The sequence below is a fragment of the Sphingomonas sp. genome, from assembly GCF_017744835.1.
Classification (GTDB): Bacteria; Pseudomonadota; Alphaproteobacteria; order Sphingomonadales; family Sphingomonadaceae; genus Sphingomonas.
On sequence record NZ_JAGIAM010000004.1, the window covers coordinates 194226 to 214315 of the forward strand.

14 protein-coding genes are annotated in these 20090 nt (G+C 68.0%); 11 read left to right on the forward strand and 3 right to left on the reverse strand.

Going from position 1 to position 20090, the window contains the following annotated elements:
* Window positions 1-40: 40 nt before the first annotated feature.
* Complete coding sequence (locus J7500_RS13885) at window positions 41-2587, reverse strand: TonB-dependent receptor (protein WP_294062399.1); 2547 nt, start codon at window positions 2585-2587, stop codon at window positions 41-43.
* Window positions 2588-2994: 407 nt separating this feature from the next.
* Between J7500_RS13885 and araD1 the strand changes: the two genes are divergently transcribed.
* The 4 genes from araD1 to J7500_RS13905 all read left to right on the forward strand — a co-directional run bounded on the left by araD1 (window position 2995) and on the right by J7500_RS13905 (window position 8646).
* Complete coding sequence (gene araD1, locus J7500_RS13890; protein WP_294062400.1) at window positions 2995-3984, forward strand: AraD1 family protein; 990 nt, start codon at window positions 2995-2997, stop codon at window positions 3982-3984.
* Window positions 3981-4898: a Gfo/Idh/MocA family oxidoreductase gene (locus J7500_RS13895; protein ID WP_294062401.1), complete on the forward strand. Its 918-nt coding sequence runs from the start codon at window positions 3981-3983 to the stop codon at window positions 4896-4898. The genes araD1 and J7500_RS13895 overlap by 4 nt, the downstream gene beginning before the upstream one ends.
* Window positions 4899-4990: 92 nt before the next feature.
* On the forward strand, window positions 4991-7324 hold the full coding sequence (locus tag J7500_RS13900; protein ID WP_294062402.1) for a glycoside hydrolase family 127 protein: 2334 nt from the start codon (window positions 4991-4993) through the stop codon (window positions 7322-7324).
* Between the two features lie 38 nt (window positions 7325-7362).
* Window positions 7363-8646, forward strand: coding sequence for a glycoside hydrolase family 27 protein (locus J7500_RS13905; RefSeq protein ID WP_294062679.1), 1284 nt, complete (start codon window positions 7363-7365; stop codon window positions 8644-8646).
* Window positions 8647-8827: 181 nt separating this feature from the next.
* Here J7500_RS13905 and J7500_RS13910 read toward each other — a convergent pair whose 3' ends face one another.
* Window positions 8828-10636 (reverse strand): IlvD/Edd family dehydratase, encoded by a 1809-nt coding sequence (locus tag J7500_RS13910; protein WP_294062403.1) that lies wholly within the window; start codon window positions 10634-10636, stop codon window positions 8828-8830.
* Window positions 10636-11706: an aldose epimerase family protein gene (locus J7500_RS13915; protein WP_294062404.1), complete on the reverse strand. Its 1071-nt coding sequence runs from the start codon at window positions 11704-11706 to the stop codon at window positions 10636-10638. Before J7500_RS13915 ends, J7500_RS13910 begins: the two co-directional genes overlap by 1 nt.
* A gap of 251 nt (window positions 11707-11957) precedes the next feature.
* Here J7500_RS13915 and ytfQ point away from each other — a divergent pair, with 251 nt between their 5' ends.
* The 7 genes from ytfQ (at window position 11958) to J7500_RS13950 (ending at window position 20036) form a co-directional block, all read left to right on the forward strand.
* Window positions 11958-12926 (forward strand): galactofuranose ABC transporter, galactofuranose-binding protein YtfQ, encoded by a 969-nt coding sequence (gene ytfQ, locus J7500_RS13920; RefSeq protein ID WP_294062405.1) that lies wholly within the window; start codon window positions 11958-11960, stop codon window positions 12924-12926.
* A 1-nt stretch (window position 12927) separates the two neighbouring features.
* Window positions 12928-14415, forward strand: a complete 1488-nt coding sequence (locus tag J7500_RS13925; protein ID WP_294062407.1) for a sugar ABC transporter ATP-binding protein — start codon at window positions 12928-12930, stop codon at window positions 14413-14415.
* A complete protein-coding gene (locus J7500_RS13930) occupies window positions 14412-15398 on the forward strand; it encodes an ABC transporter permease (RefSeq protein ID WP_294062409.1) in 987 nt (328 codons plus the stop codon). Before J7500_RS13925 ends, J7500_RS13930 begins: the two co-directional genes overlap by 4 nt.
* Window positions 15395-16348, forward strand: coding sequence for a galactofuranose ABC transporter, permease protein YjfF (yjfF, locus tag J7500_RS13935; protein ID WP_294062410.1), 954 nt, complete (start codon window positions 15395-15397; stop codon window positions 16346-16348). Before J7500_RS13930 ends, yjfF begins: the two co-directional genes overlap by 4 nt.
* A gap of 84 nt (window positions 16349-16432) precedes the next feature.
* Window positions 16433-18043: an alpha-L-fucosidase gene (locus J7500_RS13940; RefSeq protein ID WP_294062680.1), complete on the forward strand. Its 1611-nt coding sequence runs from the start codon at window positions 16433-16435 to the stop codon at window positions 18041-18043.
* A complete protein-coding gene (fucP, locus tag J7500_RS13945; protein WP_294062411.1) occupies window positions 18040-19248 on the forward strand; it encodes an L-fucose:H+ symporter permease in 1209 nt (402 codons plus the stop codon). The genes J7500_RS13940 and fucP overlap by 4 nt, the downstream gene beginning before the upstream one ends.
* Complete coding sequence (locus tag J7500_RS13950) at window positions 19245-20036, forward strand: amidohydrolase (RefSeq protein ID WP_294062412.1); 792 nt, start codon at window positions 19245-19247, stop codon at window positions 20034-20036. Before fucP ends, J7500_RS13950 begins: the two co-directional genes overlap by 4 nt.
* Window positions 20037-20090: the final 54 nt, after the last annotated feature.

Sequence of the window (20090 nt, forward strand, 5' to 3'; positions counted from 1 at the left end):
GCGGAGCCCGTCAGAGCTCCGCCGGCTGCCATGAACGTCCTCAGTAAGCCGCCGACAGCGTCAGGAACCATTGGCGCGGCGCGATCGGATAGGCCGAGTAGCTGTTGGTGGCCGATCCAATCGACAGCGTCGACCAGCCCTTCTCGTTGGTCAGGTTGGTGACGTTGAACGAGAGCTCGGCCTTGCGCAGCGGCAAGACATTTTCCGGAACGTGCAGCGCCACGCGCAGCGAGGTCAGGAAATAGGACGGCACGCTCGCGTCGTTGGTGAAGGTGGCGTAGCGCCGGCCGACGTAATCGCCGATCAACTGCGTCTCGAACGGGCCGACCGCGAGCGTCGCCACGGTCTTGTTCATCCACTTGGGCGTGCCGGGCAGCTGCTTGCCGCAGGTCGGCACGACGCCGCCGGTAACGAGATAGCCGCCGATGCAGCTGTCGGTTGCCGCACCGATGCCGCTCGCCGCCGAGGTATAGTCGCTCTGATACTTGGACAGATTGTACGAAGTCGCATTGTAGAGCGAGAAGGCCCGGCCGAGCCGCAGCGTGAAGGCAGCGTCGACACCGTTGGTGCGCACGTCGCCGACGTTGACGAGGATCGACGTGCCGCCGGTGATGCCGCTGCCCGCGATGCCGCCCGGGTTGGTCGAGATCGCCAGCAGGCGGTCGTTGAACACGACGTGGTAGTAGTTGACCTGCGCGTCGAGCCCGATGTCGCTCGAGAAGCTGCGATGGGTGCGCAGGCCGGCCTCATAGGTCCAGCTGCTTTCCGGTTTGCCCTCGTCGGCGAAGGCGTCGAACGCCGCCTGGCTGCCCGTGAACCACGGGCCGCCGCCGCCCGCCAGATAGGGCTGATAGTGGCGCAGGTTCTTCTGGACGTTGAAATAGACCTGCTCGTGGCCGTTGAAGTCATAGGTGGCGCCGATCGCCGGCAGGAACCAGCGCAGCGTGTTGATCCGGCCCTGCGGCAGGCCGCCGGCGAGGCCCGAGAGCGAGCCCGCCTTGGGCTGCACCGGATACCAGCCGTCCGCCCATTGCGCGCTGGTCTTCACGCCGGCCTGGACGAGCAGCCGGTCGAACACCTGCCAGCTGTCCTGGAGATGGAGCTGCAGCTCGTTGATCCGCGCCTCGCCCTGGTATTGGGTGAACAGCGGGTCTGCGGCTTCGAGCGGACGGATATAGGGCGTGCTCGATGCGGGATCGTTGACGTCGACACCGTACCAGCGGCGCCACTGGGTCGTGCTGTTGTGCTCGAACCAGCCGCCGAGCTCGATCTGATGGTTGCCGAGCTCGACGTTGAGCGCGGAGATCACGCCGGCGCGCTCGATACGATATTCGGTGGTGCGGGTGATCAGCCCCGAGCCGCCGGTCGCGGCGACGAGCGCAGCGCCGGCAGCGGCCGCCTGCGCAGTGGTGAGCGCCGTGCAGGCCGACGGGCGCACGCCATTGGCGTTGCCGCCGAACCGGCAATTGGCCGGAAGCGTCGCATAGGCGGGATCGAGATAGGGCTGCGCGGTCGTGATCGACTGGCCGAGCGGGCCCGCAACGACGCCGGCGCCGTCGTTATGATGGTAATAGGCCGTCGTCGACAGCTTGACGTGATCGGACATGTCCGCGTCGTAGCGGGCATAGGCCAGATAGTCGGTCCGCTGCGCATCCGAATAATAGTTGCGGTAGTTGCTGCCCACCGCCGCCGGCGAATTGCCGAGCGCGTTCAGATAGGACGTCCGGTACGTGTCGAATTCCGGATAGAAGAACGGCTTGGTATAGGGCGTATAGAGCTGGACCGCGGTCGCCGTGCCGCCCGCCGAGGGCTGGAAGATGACGGTCGCATCCTCGTTCGGCTGGGTCATGTCGTTATAGTCGAAATACAGCGTGATCTTGCCGATGTCGCTGTCGTGGACGAACTTGGCGTTGGCCTGCCAGCCGCCCTGGATGCCGTTGAAGTCCCATGCGCGGGCGCGCTGGCGCGCGGCGGAGACATAGGCCGAGTTGCCGCCGCCGAACTCGCCGGTGTCGATGCGGACGAAGCTGCGCGACGTGCCGTAGCTGCCCAGCGTCTGGGCGACTTCGATGCCGAGCTTGTCGCGCGGGTCCGACGAGAAGGTCTCGACGGTGCCGCCGAGATTGCTGGTGGAGGGCGTGCCGAGATCGCCGGCTCCCGTCGCCACCACCACGCGGCCGACATTCTCCGAGATCACCGCGCGTTGCGGGGAAAGACCGTTGTAATTGCCGTAGCTCTGGTCGCCCAGCGGGATGCCATCCATCGTGTAGCCGAGCTGGTTCGCGGCAAAGCCATGGATGAAGAGCTGCGCGTTCTGCTCGTTGTAGCCCCAGGGATCGGCGGTGACGTAGAGCACGCCAGGCAGCGTCTGGATCGCCTTCAGCGGCGAGACGCCGGGCAGGATCTTCTGGATCTCGCTCTGGGGGATCGCCGTGGCCGATCGCGTCGACTTGGCGGTGACCACGATCGACGCGTTCTCGTCGACCGGCTGGTCGGCAGCCTCCACATCGGCAGTCTGCGCGAATGCGGCGTTGGCATAGAGAAGTGCGCCGGCGAGCGCCAGCAGGCTGGAAGTGGGTCGGATCACGTGAGTCCCTTTGCGCGGTCGTTGCTGCGGCGTTGCAGAGCGGCGCCTCTGCGCCGGGCAAATTGCATTCGCGCGACGTTTCCGTTGCAGGAACGTTACGGTGTCAAATCGATCTGGGACTGGCAGCGTAGCCGAGCCGAAGCGCTGCCGGCCAACCATCCTGGGTCGTCCTCGGCGGCGGGATGGATTGTTATTAGTCAGACAAAAGCAATTCGGCGACGAGCGAATGCCGGGGCTTTGTCACGCTTGCCAGCATAAGCTCGGTCAAATCTATGAGACGGTAGGCTTTTTTGGCCTCGCACAAATAGTCGGACCAAATCATCTCTGCGGGATATTGAAAACGAAACGGGCTTTTCAGCCATGATAAGTCTGACTAATGCTGGTCCGCAGTAACCCAGGGAGAGGATATGGCGCTACGCCTTGTGCAGCTTCGCGACGCGACCGGCGAACGGATCGTCGCTGCGATCGGAGACGACGGAGCGGCGCGCCGCGTTCAGGGCGTGGAGACCAGCTATGCGCTCGCGCTCGCCGCGATTCGCGAGGGCGTGTCGCTCGCCCAAGCCGCGGCTGCCCGCGCCGGTGACGCCGTCGACCTCGCCGCCGCGGCGGCCGAAGGCCGGCTGCTCGCGCCGATCGACCATCCCGATCCCGCGCATTGCCACATGACCGGCACCGGCCTCACGCATCTCGGCTCCGCCGAAGGTCGCGACAAGATGCACAAGGCCGCGGCCGGCGGCACGCTGACCGATTCGATGCGGATGTTCCTGATGGGCGTCGAGGGCGGCAAGACTGCCGACGGCAGCCCGGGCGTCCAGCCCGAATGGTTCTACAAGGGTGACGGCACCGGCGTGGTCGGCACCGGCACACCCCTCGCCTCCCCCGACTTCGCGCTCGACGGTGGCGAGGAGCCCGAGATCGCGGGCATCTATGTGATCGACGATGCAGGCCGCCCGCGGCGGCTGGGTTTCGCGCTTGCCAACGAGTTCTCGGACCATGTCACCGAGCGCGGCAATTACCTGTGGCTCGCGCATTCGAAGCTGCGCCCCGCGGCGCTGGGCGCGGAGCTGCTGACCGGCGCGCTTCCCGACGACGTGCGCGGCACCAGCCGGATCGTGCGTGACGGCGAGGTGCTGTGGGAGAAGCCCTTCCTCTCGGGCGAGGCCAACATGTCGCACTCGATCGCCAATCTCGAGCATCACCATTTCAAATATGGGCTGTTCCGCCAGCCAGGCGACGTCCACATCCACTTCTTCGGCACTGCCACGTTGTCCTTCGCCGACGGCATCCAGACGCAGGAAGGCGATGTGTTCGAAGTCGAAGCGGCGCCGTTCACGCTGCCGCTGCGCAACCCGCTCGCCCGCATGGCGCCGGCTGACGCCACGGTGCTGCCGCTATGAGCGTGACGCGCATCGCACTGGCGGGCATCGGCAAGATCGCCCGCGACCAGCACATCCCGACGATCGCCGCGAGCCCCGACTTCGAGCTCGTCGCCGCGGTGACCGGCCACACGCCCCCCGAAGGCGTGCCGGGCTTCCGAACGATCGGCGAGATGATGCAGTCGGTCGAAGTCGACGCCATCTCGATCTGCACGCCGCCGCGCGGCCGGCTGGCGCTGATCGAGGAAGCGCTGGCGCACGGGCTCGACGTGATGATCGAGAAACCCCCCGCCGCGACGCTGAGTGAGGCCGAGAGCTTTGCGGAGGCGGCGCGCCGCGCCGGCCGCATCCTCTATGCCACCTGGCATTCGCGTGAGGCCGCAGGCGTCGAGCCCGCGCGGCAATGGCTCGACGGCAAGAAGATCACCCGCGTCGCCTGTAACTGGAAGGAAGACGTGCGCGTCTGGCATCCGGGCCAGGCGTGGATCTGGGAGCCGGGCATCGGCGTGTTCGATCCCGGCATCAACGCGCTGTCGGTGCTCACCCGCATCCTGCCGCGGCCGATGCTGCTCCAGTCGGCCGAGTTGCGCTTCCCCTCCAACCGTGACGCGCCGATCGCCGCCGACCTCGACTATGACCATGACGGCACGCCGGTGCGGGTAGAGTTCGACTTCGATCAGCGCGGACCGCAGACCTGGGACATCGACGTCGAGACCGACCAGGGCTCGCTCAAGCTGTCGCTCGGCGCATCCAAGCTCGCGATCGACGGCAGCCCGGTCGACGTCGGCGACGAGCCCGAATATGCGCGGCTTTATCGCCACTTCGCGGAGCTGCTGGCCAAGCGGCAGAGCGACGTCGACCTGTCGCCCTTCCGCCACGTGGCCGACGCCTTCCTGCTCGGCCGACGCAGCACGACGATCGCGTTCGAAGAATAGGGAACGGCCCGAGGGGAGAGGAAGATGAAGCTGCCGAAGCATCTGCGGCCTGCGGTGGCGCTGGTCGCTGCACCCCTCGTAGGGGTCGAATAATGCTTAGCCGGCGCCTGTTCCTGGGTTCGGCGAGCGTGATGGCCCTCGCCGGCCCCGCCTTCGCGCAACTGAAGGTGGAGGAGGCGCCGGTGAAGGTTCGGCCGCTGCCCCTCGCCGCGGTGCGGCTCAAGCCCTCGCCTTTCCTCGACGCAGTCGAGACCAACCACCGCTATCTGATGTCGCTCTCGCCCGAGCGGCTGCTCCACAATTTCTACGCAAGCGCCGGCCTGCCTACCAAGGGCGACACCTATGGCGGCTGGGAGGCGCGCGGGATCGCAGGACATACGCTCGGACATTATCTGTCGGCGCTGTCGCTGCTCCACGCCCAGACCGGCGACTCGGCCGTGCGCGAGCGGCTACGGCACATCGTCGCCGAGATGGCACGCATCCAGGCGGCGCATGGCGACGGCTATGTCGGCGGCACCACGGTCGAGCGCGACGGCAAGACCGTCGACGGCAAGATCGTGTTCGAGGAGATTCGCAAGGGCGACATCCGCACCAGCGGCTTCGACATCAATGGCGGCTGGGTGCCGCTCTATACCTGGCACAAGGTCCATGCCGGGCTGATCGACGCGGTGCGTCTGGCCGAGGTGCCCGAGGCGATGCCGGTGATGCTCGGCATGGCGGGCTATCTCGCCACGATCCTCGAGGGGCTCGACGAGGCGCAGATGCAGAAGCTGCTCGCCGCCGAGCATGGCGGGCTCAACGACAGCTATGCCGAAACCTATGCCCTCACCGGCAACCCGCGCTGGCGCCGCGTCGCAGAGCGCATCTATCACCACAAGGTCCTCGACCCGCTCGCCGCGGGCAAGGACGACCTGCCTGGGCTTCATGCCAACACCCAGATCCCCAAGCTGATCGGCCTCGCCCGACTCTATGAGCTGACCGGCGAGCAGCGCCATGCGGACGCCGCGCGCTTCTTCCATGCGACGGTGACGCGGCACCACAGCTACGTCATCGGCGGCAACAGCGAGCGCGAGCATTTCGGCCCGCCCGACGTGCTGTCGACCCGGATCACCGAGCGCACCTGCGAGGCGTGCAACAGCTACAACATGCTGAAGCTGACGCGGCACCTCTATGGCTGGCAACCCGATGCGGCGCTGTTCGATTTCTACGAGCGCGTCCATCTCAACCACCTGCTCGCGCACCAGCATCCCGAGACCGGTGCCTTCGTCTATTTCATGCCGCTCAGCGCTGGCGCGCGGCGGACCTATTCGACGCCCGAGGACAGTTTCTGGTGCTGCGTCGGATCGGGGATGGAGACGCATTCCAAGCACGGCGAAAGCATCTTCTGGCACGACGCCGACACGCTGTTCGTCAACCTGTTCATCCCCGCCACCGCCGAATGGCGGGAGCGGAGGATGAAAGTGGCGCTGGATACGCGCTACCCGTTCGGCGAGCAGGTGTCGCTCAGCGTCGCCCAGGCGCCGCGCGCCGCCACGACGATCGCGCTGCGGCTCCCGGGCTGGTGCGACGCGCCGGTGCTGCGCGTGAACGACGCAGCGACGCCGGTCGATCGCGCTGGCGGCTATGCGCGCGTGACGCGGCGCTGGAAAGCCGGCGACCGAATCGAGCTCGAGCTGCCGATGCGCGTGCGCGCCGAGCCGACGCCCGACGACCCGCGCACGATCGCCTATCTCCACGGACCGGTAGTGCTCGCCGCCGATTTGGGACCCGCCGCGGAGCCGTTCGACGGCCCGGTGCCCGCGCTGGTCACCGCCGATCCGGCGGGGGCGCTGGTCGCGGAGAACGCCGCCGAGCACCGCTTCCATCTTGCCGATGCGCGGCCGGCAGCGCTGACGCTCGTCCCCTTCTTCCGCCAGTACGACCGCCGGACCGCCGTCTATTTCCCGCGCTTCACCGAGGCGCAGTGGAAGACCGAGGAAGCCGCCTTCCACGCCGAGAACGAAGCCCGCGCCGCGCTCGAGGCGCGTACCGTCGACGTGATCCAGCTCGGCGAGATGCAGCCCGAGCGCGACCATGCCTATCGCGCCAACCACAGCGACCTCTTCTCCTGGGGCGGCCGCAGCGCCCGCCAGCTCCCCTGGGGCACGGGCAATTACATGGAGTTCACCCTGGCGGTGCGCCCCGGTCCGATGCAGCTCGCCGCGCTCTATTGGGGCGAGGAAGTGAACAAGAATTTCGACGTCTCGGTCGAGGGCACGCGCATCGCCAGCGAGCGCCGCGCCACGCCGGCGGAGAAGCGCTTCGTCACCGTCACCTATCCGATCCCCGAGGCGCTGACGCGCGGCAAGGACAAGGTGACGGTGCGGTTCGAGACCAGGGGCACCGACGCGTTCGTCTACGAAGCTCGAATGCTGGAGGCGCAATGAAGATCGATCGTCGTGCCGCGCTCGGGCTGATCGCCGCGATGCCCGCCGCCGCGCAGGCACGCCCGCAGCGCAACTTCCGCGACCTTGCCCCGCGCCCGCCGATGGGCTGGAACAGCTGGGACAGCTTCGCCGCGACGATCACCGAGGAACAGGCGCGCGCCAATGCCGCGGTGATGGCGGCCAAGCTGCTCCCGCACGGCTATGACGTCTTCACCGTCGACATCCAATGGTACGAGCCCGGCGCGACCGGCTTCGAATATCGCACCGGCGTCGAGCTGGCGATGGACGGCAACGGGCGGCTGCTCCCCGCCCCCAACCGCTTTCCCTCTGCGGCGGGCGGCAAGGGGTTCAAGCCGCTTGCCGACCACGTCCACGGCCTGGGGCTGAAGTTCGGCATCCACCTGATGCGCGGCGTGCCCCGGCTAGCCGCCGACCGCAATCTGCCGATCCTCGGGACCAAGTACGGTGCCGGCGACATCGCCGACCGCGTGAACATCTGCCCCTGGAATTCGGACATGTACGGCGTCGACATGTCCAAGCCCGGCGCGCAGGAATATTATGACAGCGTCTTCAGGCTGATCGCCTCATGGGGCGTCGATTTCGTCAAGGTCGACGACCTGTCGCGCCCCTATCACCGCAACACGCCCGAGGTCGAGGCGGTGCGCCGCGCGATCGACCGCAGCGGCCGGCCGATGATCCTGAGCCTGTCGCCGGGCGAGACCCCGCTCGATGCCGCGGAGCATGTCGCGAACCATGCGAACATGTGGCGGATCAGCGACGATTTCTGGGACGAATGGCCGTTGCTGCTCGCGCAGTTCAAGCGGCTGGCGGACTGGGCGCCGCACCTGCGACCGGGCGCGTGGCCCGATGCCGACATGCTGCCGCTTGGGCTGCTCGCGCTCGGCAAACGCCGCACGCGCTTCACGCCCGACGAGCAGCGCACGATGATGACGCTCTGGTCGATCGCGCGCTCGCCGCTGATCATGGGCGGCGACTTGCGCGCGCTCGATGCCGAGACGCTGGCGCTGCTGACCAATGAGGAGGTGCTGGCGGTGAACCAGCATAGCAGCGGCGGGCGGCAATTGTTCCGGACCGAGCAGAGCGCGGCCTGGGTGGCCCGGCCGGCAGGCGGCGGGCGCTATCTGGCGCTGTTCAACCTCGGCGCGGAGCCGGCGGAAGTGTCGGCGGATCTGTCGGCGGTCGGGATCACCGGCGCGGCGCAAGTGCGCGACCTGTGGGCCCGCAAGCCGATCGGCGTTGCGCGTGGTACTTTCTCGGCCACACTGCCATCGCACGGCTCAGGGCTGTATCGGCTGACTTAACCCCGTTGACTCCCCTCCCTGCTTGCAGGGAGGGGTCGGGGGTGGGTGCGCGCGTCTGCGCGCCCCAAAGACTCGTCGCAGAAAAGTGAAGGCCGGGGCATCGAGCCCCACCCTTCACTACACCCACCCCTAGCCCCTTCCCTTTCAGGGAGGGGAATTGTGGGTCCTGCGTCTCAGCGGATCAGTGATTGTCCCGCGGCACGCCCAGGGTCTGGGCGATGCGCTGGTACTTTTCCGCGCCCTCGAGGATCGCGCCGGTTTCCATCTGGCCGACCACCGCGCGCTGGATTTCCTGCCACGGAGTCTGCGAGGGCGGATAGGGATAGCCGCCCGCGGCGCGCAGTGCCTCCCGGCGCGCTTCCAGTTCCTCGTCGGAGATAAGCACGTCAGCGGTGCCCTTGCGCAGGTCGATGCGCACGCGGTCGCCGGTGCGGATCAGCGCGAGGCCACCCAAAGCCGCAGCCTCGGGGCTCGCGTTGAGGATCGAGGGGCTGCCGCTGGTGCCCGACTGGCGTCCGTCGCCGATGCACGGAAGCGCATGCACGCCCTCGCGGATCAGATAGGCCGGCGGGCGCATGTTCACTACCTCGGCCGCGCCGGGATAGCCGATCGGACCCGCCCCGCGCATGAACAGCAGGGTCTCGGCGGTGATGCCGAGCGCCGGATCGTCGATGCGGTGGTGATAGTCCTCGGGCCCGTCGAACACCACGGCCGGTCCTTCGAACGCGTCGGGATCCTCGGGGTTCGAGAGATAGCGCGCGCGGAACTCGTCGCTGATCACGCTGGTCTTCATGATCGCCGAACTGAACAGGTTACCGCGCAGCACGATGAAGCCGGCCTCCTGCTTGAGCGGCTCCTCGAAGCGGCGGATGACCTTCTCGTCCTCGATCGCGACGCCGCGGCAATTGTCGCCGATCGTCTTGCCGTTGACCGTGAGCGCACCCTCATGGATCAGCCCCTGGCGGATCAGCTGGTTCGTCACCGCGGGAACTCCGCCCGCGCGGTAATAATCCTCGCCAAGATATTCGCCGGCCGGCTGGAGGTTGACCAGCAGCGGCACCTGGTGGCCCTTCTCCTGCCAGGTATCGATCGGCAGCTCGACGCCGATATGGCGCGCGAGGGCGTTGATGTGGATCGGCGCGTTGGTCGAGCCGCCGATCGCCGAATTGATGACGATCGCATTCTCGAACGCCTCACGCGTCAGGATGTCCGAGGGCTTGAGGTCCTCGGCGACCATCTCGACGATGCGCTTGCCGGTCTCGTACGACACTTCCTGCCGATCGCGATACGGCGCCGGGATCGCAGCCGAGCCCGGCAGCGACATGCCGAGCGCCTCGGCCAGGCTGTTCATCGTCGTCGCCGTGCCCATCGTGTTGCAATAGCCGGTCGAGGGTGCCGAGCTGGCGACGAGGCGAATGAAATCCTTCGCGTCGATCTCACCCGCGGCGAGCATCTCGCGCGCCTTCCACACGATCGTGCCCGAGCCGGTACGCTCGCCCTTGTGCCAGCCGTTGAGCATCGGCCCGACCGACAGCGCGATCGCGGGAATGTTCACCGTCGCCGCCGCCATCAGGCAGGCCGGGGTGGTCTTGTCGCAGCCGATCGTCAGCACCACGCCGTCGAGCGGGTAGCCGTAAAGCAATTCGACCAGCCCGAGATAGGCAAGGTTGCGGTCGAGGCCGGCGGTCGGGCGCTTGCCGGTCTCCTGGATCGGGTGGACCGGGAATTCGAGCGCGATGCCGCCCGCCTCGCGGATGCCCTCGCGCACGCGCTCGGCAAGCACGAGGTGGTGGCGGTTGCAGGGGCTCAGATCGCTGCCGGTCTGGGCGATGCCGATGATCGGCTTGCCCGACTGGAGCTCCTCGAGGCTGAGTCCGAAGTTCAGATAGCGCTCGAGATAGAGCGCCGTCATGTCGATATTGTCGGGGTTGTCGAACCAGGCACGCGAGCGCAGCTTGCGCGGGGCCTCCGGAGCGCCAGGGCCCGCCATCAGCGCACCGCCTGCGAAAAGCGCAGCAACATCGTGTTCACATACTCCATGTCGGGATCCAGCCGGGACGAAGGAAAGTCCGGCCGGTTGGGGGAATCGGGAAAGCACTGGGGCTCGAGCGCGAGTCCGTCGGACTGCCGATACAGTCGTCCGCCCTTGCCCGCCACCGTGCCGTCGAGGAAATTGCCCGAATAGACCTGCACGCCGGGCGCAGTGACCAGCATCTCCATCGCGCGGCCCGAGGCGGGATCCTCGACGAGTGCTGCGGGGCGCAGCGTTCCGGGGGTGCCGTCGATAACGAAATTATGGTCGTAGCCGCGGCCGATGCGGATCTGCGCGTCATTGCCGTCGCGGATCGCCTCGCCGATCGCGCGCGGCGCGGCGAAGTCGAAGGCGGTGCCGGCGACCGGCGCGAGCTCGCCGGTGGGGATCAGCGTGGGATCGACGGGCGTGTAGCGCGACGCGTGGAGCGTCAGCTTGTGCGTCAGCACGTCGCCCCGGGCGCGTTCGCCCGCAAGGTTGAACAGCGCATGATTGGTCAGGTTGACGATCGTCGGCGCATCGGTGGTCGCGCGATAGTCGATGCGGAGCTGGTCCCGATCGTCGAGCGTGTAGCGCGCGGTGACGCGGAGCGTGCCGGGATAGCCGCCCTCCCCGTCCGAGCTGACCAGCGTCAGCTCGACATGCGCCTCCTCGCCCTCACCCACCGACGTGATCGTCCACAATTTGCGATCGAAGCCCGAAAGCCCGCCATGCAAGTGGTGCGGACCGTCGTTGGTCTCGAGCTGATAATCGCGCCCGTCGAGCGTGAAACGGCCGTGCGCGATGCGGTTCGCATAGCGGCCCACGGTTACGCCGAAATAATTGACTCGCGCCAGATATTCGTCGGGCGTGTCATGCCCCAGCACGATGTCGTCGATCACGCCGTCGCGATCGGGAACGTGGAGCGCCTGGAGCGTGGCGCCGAGCGTCATCACCGTCGCCGAAATGCCATTCGCATTGGCGAGCGTCACCTTCTCGACAAGGCGGCCGTCGGCGAGCACACCCATCGGTGCCCGCACGGCGCTCACGCGTCCCTGCGCGCCAGCCGATTGCCGTGTTTCGCTGCCTGCATGCCCCGCCTCAATCATTAGTCAGACAGTTACAGCGATTTGCTCTGAGAACAAGCAAAAACCTTGGCCGCGCGACCCATGCGGCGCGCGGCGAATCACGCGGAAAATGCCCGAAATCCGCGGATTTCTCGGCCCTTCCGCGACTCGGTTGCGCTTGGGCTGGATTGCGAATACCACCGCGTCAAAATAACCCAGACAAGAGGATGAACATGATCGGTCGTGCTCGCTCCCTCGCCGCAGTCGCGGCGCTGGCGCTCCTTACGGCTTGCGGCGGCGGTGGACAGGGCGGCGGGAAGACCGTCGTGGGCTTCTCGCAGATCGGCTCCGAATCGGGTTGGCGCGCAGCCGAGACCAAGATGGCGAAGCAGGCCGCCGAGCAGCGCGGGATCGACCTGCGCATCTCGGACGCGCAGCAGCGCCAGGAAAACCAGATCAAGGCGATCCGCGCCTTCATCGCGCAGGGCGTCGACGCGATCTTCCTGGCTCCGGTGGTCGCGACCGGCTGGGACGCGGTGCTCAAGGAAGCCAAGAACGCGAAGATTCCGGTGGTGCTGCTCGACCGCAACATCGAGACCAGCGATCCCTCGCTCTACCTCACCGCCGTCGCTTCGGACTCGGTCGAGGAAGGCCGCGTCGCGGGCAAGTGGCTAACCGACACGCTCGCCGGCAAGCCGTGCCGCGTGGTCGAGATCGAGGGCACCGTCGGCGCCAGCGTCGCCACCAACCGCAAGAAGGGCTTCGCCGAAGCAGTCGCCCAGGTACCCGCGGTCAAGATCGTGCGTGCGCAGTCGGGCGACTTCACCCGCGCCAAGGCCAAGGAAGTGATGGAAAGCTTCATCAAGGCCGAAGGCGGTCCGAACATCTGCGCGGTCTATGCGCACAACGACGACATGATGATCGGCGCGATCCAGGCGATGAAGGAAGCCGGCCTGAAGCCCGGCAAGGACGTGCTCACCGTCTCGATCGACGGCGTGCCCGACATCTTCAAGGCAATGGCCGACGGCGACGCCAATGCCACCGTCGAGCTGACGCCCGACATGGCCGGCCCGGCGTTCGACCTGCTCGCCGCCTACAAGAAGGACGGCAAGGAGCCGCAGAAGTGGGTGCAGACCGCATCGAAGCTCTATCTGCCGGACACCGCCAAGGCGGAGTACGAGCGCCGCAAGAACCTCTACTGAGGTGCTCCAGGCTCGGGGGATAAGCCGCGCCTATCCGGGCGTGCGCGCGCTCGACGGAGTCGATTTCGATCTCCGCGCCGGCGAAGTGCACGCCCTGATGGGCGAGAACGGCGCCGGCAAGTCGACGCTGATCAAGGTGCTGACCGGCGCCGTCCTTCCCGACGGCGGCACGATGACCCTCGACGGCGCGGCCTATGCGCCGCACGACACCGCCGCAGCGCAGCGCGCGGGCGTGTGGGCGGTGCATCAGGAGATCGGCGTGCTGCCGAACCTGAGCGTCGCCGAGAATCTGTTCCTCGGCTACCAGCCCACGCGCTTCGGCCTGATCCGCACACGTGCGATGAACGAGGCGGCGCGCGCGCTGCTCGCCGAGCTCGACCTCGACATCGACGTCACCCGCCTGCTCGGCACGCTGCCCGTCGCCGTGCAGCAGATGATCGCTATCGCCCGCGCCACGCGTGCCGACGCGCGCGTGCTCGTGCTCGATGAGCCGACCGCGAGCCTCGACGCCGCCGAAGTCGAGAAGCTGTTCGCGCTGGTCCGCCGGCTGACCGCGCAGGGCGTGGCGATCGTGTTGATCACCCACTTTCTCGACCAGGCCTATGCCGTGGCCGATCGCTTCACCGTGCTGCGCAACGGCAAGCTGGTCGGCACACGCGCTGCCGCCGAGCTGCCGCAGCGCGAGCTCGTCACGATGATGCTCGGCAAGGAGCTGGTCGAGGCCGTGCACAGCGAGCGCCGCGCGCCGGTCGCCGACCGCCCGCTGGTCGCCCGCTTCCGCGGGCTCGGGCGCAAGGGCAGCGTCGAAGGCTTCGACCTCGATCTCCACGCCGGCGAGGCGGTTGGCGCCGCAGGGTTGCTCGGATCGGGCCGCACCGAGACCGCGATGCTGATGTTCGGTGCCGACACGCCCGACCGCGGCACCGTCGAAGTGAACGGCGAGACGGTGCGCATCCGTTCCCCGCGTGAAGCGGTCCGCCACGGCTTCGGCTTCGCGCCCGAGGAGCGCAAGACCGACGGCATCGTCGGCGCGCTCTCGATCCGCGAGAACATCATCCTGGCGCTTCAGGCGCGCACCGGCTGGGCGCGGAAGCTGCCCCGCGCGAAGCAGGACGCGCTCGCGCAACATTACATCGACCTGCTCGGGATCCGCACGCCCGATGCCGAGAAGCCGATCGAGCAGCTCTCGGGCGGCAATCAGCAGAAGGCGCTGCTCGCGCGCTGGCTCGCCACCGAGCCGCGGCTCCTGATCCTCGACGAGCCGACGCGCGGCATCGACGTCGGCGCGCACGCGGAAATCGTCAAACTGATCGAGAAGCTGCGCAACGACGGCATGGCGCTTTACGTCATCTCTTCCGAAATCGAGGAACTCGCCACTTATGCCGACCGCGTCACGGTGATGCGCGACCGCCGCCAGGCCGGAATGCTCCAGGGCGATAGCGTGTCGGTCTCCGGCATCGTCGACGCGATCGCTGGAGGTGCTGCATGAGCGCGCTGCGCCGCGCGGCGCCCCAGCTCGGCGTGCTCGCCGCGCTGCTGCTCGCCAATTGGATCGCCTTCCCGGGCTTCTTCAATCTCTCGCTCGTCGACGGGCGGCTGACCGGCAGCGTGATCGACGTGCTCAATCGCGGCGCCCCCGTCGCGCTGCTCGCGCTCGGCATGGCGCCAGTGATCGCGACGCGCGGGATCGACCTGTCGGTGGGCGCGGTGATGGCGATTGCCGGCGCAGTCGCGGCTACGTCGGTCGAGGCCGGGCACCCCTGGTTCGTCGCGGTGGCGTTCGCGCTTGGCGCGGGCCTCGCCGCCGGGCTGTGGAACGGCGCGCTGGTCGCCCTGCTCTCGATCCAGCCGATCGTCGCGACGCTGGTGCTGATGGTGGCGGGGCGCGGCATCGCCCAGTTGATCACCGAGGGGCGCATCGTCACCTTCGTCGATCCGCATCTGGCTGCGATCGGCGGCGGCAGCTTCCTGGGCCTTCCCGTCCCCGTACTGATCGCGCTCGCGGTCGCCGCGCTGCTGACCCTGCTCGCGCGCGGCACGGCGCTGGGGCTGTTCGTCGAGGCGCTGGGCGTCAATCCGCGCGCCAGCCGGCTCGCGGGCGTCGAAACGCGCGGGCTGCTGATCGGAGTCTATGCGTTGTGCGGCGTCACTGCCGCGCTCGCCGGGGTGATCGCCGCGGCCGACATCCGTGGCGCCGACGCCAACAACGCCGGACTGTGGCTCGAGCTCGACGCGATCCTGGCGGTGGTGCTCGGCGGGGCCTCGCTGTTCGGAGGCCGGCTGTCGTTCGTGCTCACGCTGGTCGGCGCGCTGACGCTCCAGGCGCTCAAGACGGGCATCCTGCTCGCGGGCTTCCGGCCCGAGCTCAACCTGATCGCGATGGCGGTGGTGGTGAGCGTGGTGCTGGTCGTCCAGTCGCCGGCCGCGCGTGCCTCGTGGCAGAGGCTCTCCGCCCGGAGGGCTGCGGCATGAAGCTCGACCGCAACCTGCCGTCGCTGGTGACGATGGGCGTGTTCGTGCTGCTCTATGCGGCCTGCGCGCTTCAGTTCCCCTTCATGCTTTCGACCCGGGTCGCCGGCAATCTGCTGACCGACAACGCCTTCCTCGGCGTGCTCGCCGTGGGGATGACCGTGGTGATCCTCTCGGGCGGGATCGACCTGTCGGTGGGCGCCGTGGTCGGCTTCGTCGGCGTGCTGCTCGCGCTGCTGATCGGCAGCGGCATGGACCCGTACCTCGCCTTCGCGATCGCGCTGGCGGTGGGCACGCTCTACGGCGCGGTGGTCGGCGCGGCGATCCACGCGCTCCAGGCGCCGCCGTTCATCGTCACGCTGGCGGCGATGTTCCTCGCGCGCGGCGGATGTTTCCTGCTTACCACCGATTCGATCCCGATCACCCATCCGGTCTACTCGGATCTCGCGGCGGGTGGCCTCGGCCTCAGCCCCAGCGCCTGGGTGATGCTGCTCGCCTTTATCGGCGGCGGGGTGCTGCTTCGCCTCACGCGCTTCGGCACCGACGTCTATGCCGTGGGCGGCGGCGCGCATGCGGCCGAGCTGATGGGCGTGCGGCTGGGCCGGACCACGATCGCGATCTATGCCTTCTCGGGCTTCTGCGCGGCGCTCGGCGGCATCCTCTTCTCGATCTACACCCAGTCGGCGAATTCGCTGGCCGGCGTGGGGCTCGAGCTCGACGCGATCGCCGCGGTGGTGATCGGCGGCACGTTGCTCAGCGGCGGCTATGGCGGCGTGCTCGGCAGCTTCTTCGGCGTGCTGATCCTGGGGCTGATCCAGTCATACATCACCTTCACGGGCACGCTTTCGAGCTGGTGGGCGAAGATCGCGACGGGGGTGCTGCTGTTCCTGTTTATCGCCATGCAGCGGGTGATCCTGATGCTCCGCGCACGAAGGGATTCCGCCACCCGCTGAGCACGCTTGCCACGCATCGTTACGGTCTCTACTGTTTTGCTCAGTGAAATCGCATTGCACCCGTGAGAGGTGCTTGGGGAGGATATCGTGCTGACTCGCAGGCACGTGCTGGGCGGCGTCGCAGCCGCGGCGCTGGCGTCACGCGCGCAGGCGCAAGCGGCGCTGGCGCCAAACTGGTCGGCGCTCGCCGGCGCCTTCCGCGTCCCCGATTGGTTCCGCGACGCCAAGTTCGGCATCTGGGCGCATTGGAGCGCGCAGTGCGTCCCCGAGTTCGGCGACTGGTACGGCCGCAAGATGTATATCCAGGGTGACTCGTTCTACGAGCATCACCTCAAGACCTATGGTCACCCCGCCGACCACGGCTTCCTCGAGATCGAGAATGCCTGGAAGGCGCAGAACTGGGATCCCGAGCATCTGATCGGGCTCTACAAGGCGGCCGGCGCCAAATATTTCATGGCGCTCGCCAACCACCACGACAATCTCGACACGTTCGACAGCGCGCATCATGCCTGGAACACGCTGCGCGTCGGCCCCAAGCGCGACATCATCGGCACCTGGGAGAAGATCGCCCGCCGCGAAGGGCTGCGCTTCGCAGTCAGCAACCATAGCGCGCACGCCTGGCACTGGTGGCAGACCGCCTATGGTTATGACGCCGAGGGGCCGCGCGCCGGCCAGCGCTACGACGCGTTCAAGCTCACCAAGGCCGACGGCGCGGGCAAATGGTGGGAAGGCCTCGACCCGCAGGAGCTCTACACCGGCCCGGCAATGGTCCCGCCCGACGGCATCCCCTCCGCGAAGGCGATGCGCGACTGGCACGACACGCACACCGGCCGCTGGATGGAGTTCGCGCCGCCCCAAAACCCGCATCACGTCGCCAAATGGCTGCTGCGCCAGAAGGATTTGGTCGAGAAATATCGACCTGACATGGTCTATTTCGACGATTTCGGCATGCCCTTCGGCCCCGTCGGCGTCGAGGCGCTGGCGCATTATTACCAGCAGAGCGCCGCGCGCGACGGGCAGGTCGAGGTCGTCGCCACCGCCAAGCAGCTCACGCCCTTCCAGCGCACCGCGCTGGTCGACGATGTCGAGCGCGGGTTCAGCGACCGGCTGCGCGACGAGCCGTGGCAGACCTGCACCTGCATCGGCGACTGGCACTACAACCGCGCCCGATTCGAGCAGAAATCCTATGTCCCTGCCGAGAAGGTGATCCAGCGGCTGTGCGACGTGGTGTCGAAGAACGGCAACTTGCTGCTCTCGATCCCGATGCGCGGGGACGGGACTATCGACAGCGAAGAGGAGAAGATCGTGGCCGGCATCACCGGCTGGATGCGGCGCAATGGCGAGGCGGCGATTCACGGATCGCGGCCGTGGCGGATCTATGGCGAAGGGCCGACGCAAGTGGGGGGTGGCATGTTCAACGAAGGCAAGGTTTCCTTCGAGGCGCAGGACGTGCGCTTCACCACCAAGGGAGGCGCGCTGTTCGCCGCGCTGCTCGCCTGGCCCGATCGGCCGGTGACGATCGCCGCGCTGGGCACCCGCGCGTTGCCCGACGCCGCGATCGAGCGCGTGCGGCTGGTCGGCGGCGGGCCGGTGCGCTTCACCCGCAACGACGCGGGCCTCACGCTCGACCTGCCCCCTGCCCGCTCGGGCGAGTTCGTGCCGGTGGTCCAGATCGACGGAAGGGGAGTCGCATGAACACTGCGCCTCCCGCGCGCGTCGCCGCGCTTCCGGTGATCCTGATCACTGCGCTCTTCTTCTTCTGGGGCGTGGCGAACAACCTGAACGATGTGCTGATCGCGCATTTCCGCCGCGCCTTCACCCTCAACGACCTCCAGTCGGGGCTGGTCCAGTCGGCCTTCTACTTCGGCTATTTCTGCTTCGCGATTCCCGCCGCGCTGTTCATGAAGCGCTTCGGCTACAAGGGCGCGGTGCTGCTCGGCCTGTGCCTGTTCGGCACCGGCGCACTGCTCTTCTGGCCCGCGGCCGAAGCGCACAGCTACGGCTTCTTCCTAGCCGCGCTGTTCGTGATCGCGAGCGGGCTCGCGTTCCTCGAGACCTCGGCCAATCCGCTGGTCACGCGGCTCGGCCCGCCGGAGACCGCCGAGCGCCGGCTCAACCTGGCCCAGGCGTTCAACCCGCTCGGCTCGATCACCGGGGTCTTCATCGGCCGCGAGCTGATCCTTACCCAGGCCGGCTCGCCCGCCGCGGAGGCCGCGAGCGTCCAGCTCCCCTATCTGCTGATCGCGCTGGTGGTGCTCGGCTGGGCGGCGCTGATCGCCGTCACCCGCTTTCCTGCCATCGCCACCGAGCGCGCGAGCGACGAAGTGGGGAGCTTCGCGCAGTTCCGCATGCTGTTCGGCCGGCGGGCCTATCTGCTCGGCGTGGTCGCGCAGTTCTTCTACGTCGGCGCCCAGGTGGGCGTGTGGAGCTACCTGATCCGCTACATGGGCGCGGCCGTGCCGGGCACCGACGAGCGCACCGCCGCGGGCTATCTGATCCTCTCGCTCGCGGTGTTCATGGCCGGGCGCTTCATCGGCACGGCGCTGATGGGCAAGGTCCGCCCCGCGCTGCTGCTCGGCCTGTTCGCGGCGGTCAACGTGGTGCTGTGCCTGATCGCGGCGCTCGTCGGCGGATGGATCGGCACCGGCGCGCTCGTTGCGACCAGCTTCTTCATGTCGATCATGTTCCCGACGATCTTCGCGCTGTCGCTGCGTGATATGGGCGACCTCGCCAAGCCGGCGTCGTCGCTGCTCGTCATGGCGATCATCGGCGGCGCCGTGCTGACTGCGCTGATGGGGCTGGTGTCGGACAAGAGCGGATCGATCCTGCTCGCGATGCTGGTGCCCGCCGGCTGCTTCGTCGCGGTACTCGCCTTCGCGCGCACCGCAGCCAAGGCATGATCGACGCGCACCAGCATTTCTGGCGGCTCGGCGTCAACGACTGCACCTGGCCGACGCCCGCCGAAGCGGCGATCCACCGCGACTTCCTGCCCGGAGACTGGGCGGCGCTCGCGCCGCCGCTGGGAGTGACCGGCAGCGTGCTGGTGCAGAGCCAGGAAAGCGCGCGGGACACCGACTGGCTGCTCGAGCTGGCCGAGGCGCACGACTTCATCCTGGGCGTGGTCGGGTGGGCGAACCTCAAGCGCGGCGCGAACTGGCCGCAGAGCCCGTGGCTCAAGGGCCTTCGCCCGATGGTTCAGGGCTATGATGCCGACTGGCTCGACGATCCGGCGCTCGATCCCGCGCTGTCGGCAATGGCGGACCAGGAGCTGGTCTTCGACGCGCTGGTCCGGCCGCGGCACCTGACGTCGCTCGAGCGGCTGGCGCTGCGCCATCCGCGGCTTTCGATCATAGTCGATCACGGCGCCAAGCCCGACATCGCGGGCGGCGAGCTGCGCGACTGGCGCGAGGCGATGCAGCGGCTAGCGGCGCTGCCCAATGTCGCGTGCAAGCTCTCCGGGCTGCTCACCGAGGCCGCCCCGGGGCAGGACGCCGAAGTGGCGCGCGTCGGCGAGTGGCTGTTCGCACGCTTCGGCGCCGAGCGGCTGCTCTGGGGAAGCGACTGGCCCGTGGTGGAGCTCGCCGGCACCTATGCAGGCTGGCTCACGCTTGCGCGCTCGATCGTGCCCGCGGAGGCGCATGACGCGGTGTTCGGCGGCAACGCGATGCGCATCTATCAGCTGGCCTGAACCCATCGGCACCCCGGCGAAGGCCGGGGCCCAGCATCGCGGCGCGTTCGGCTC

Coding starts and splice junctions, on each gene's coding strand:
- ytfQ (WP_294062405.1), top strand. CDS start 11,958: ATGATCGGTCGTGCTCGCTCCCTCGCCGCAGTCGCGGCGCTGGCGCTC.
- fucP (WP_294062411.1), top strand. CDS start 18,040: ATGAACACTGCGCCTCCCGCGCGCGTCGCCGCGCTTCCGGTGATCCTG.
- J7500_RS13930 (WP_294062409.1), top strand. CDS start 14,412: ATGAGCGCGCTGCGCCGCGCGGCGCCCCAGCTCGGCGTGCTCGCCGCG.
- yjfF (WP_294062410.1), top strand. CDS start 15,395: ATGAAGCTCGACCGCAACCTGCCGTCGCTGGTGACGATGGGCGTGTTC.
- J7500_RS13905 (WP_294062679.1), top strand. CDS start 7,363: ATGCCCGCCGCCGCGCAGGCACGCCCGCAGCGCAACTTCCGCGACCTT.
- J7500_RS13900 (WP_294062402.1), top strand. CDS start 4,991: ATGCTTAGCCGGCGCCTGTTCCTGGGTTCGGCGAGCGTGATGGCCCTC.
- J7500_RS13910 (WP_294062403.1), bottom strand. CDS start 10,636: ATGGCGGGCCCTGGCGCTCCGGAGGCCCCGCGCAAGCTGCGCTCGCGT.
- araD1 (WP_294062400.1), top strand. CDS start 2,995: ATGGCGCTACGCCTTGTGCAGCTTCGCGACGCGACCGGCGAACGGATC.
- J7500_RS13950 (WP_294062412.1), top strand. CDS start 19,245: ATGATCGACGCGCACCAGCATTTCTGGCGGCTCGGCGTCAACGACTGC.
- J7500_RS13895 (WP_294062401.1), top strand. CDS start 3,981: ATGAGCGTGACGCGCATCGCACTGGCGGGCATCGGCAAGATCGCCCGC.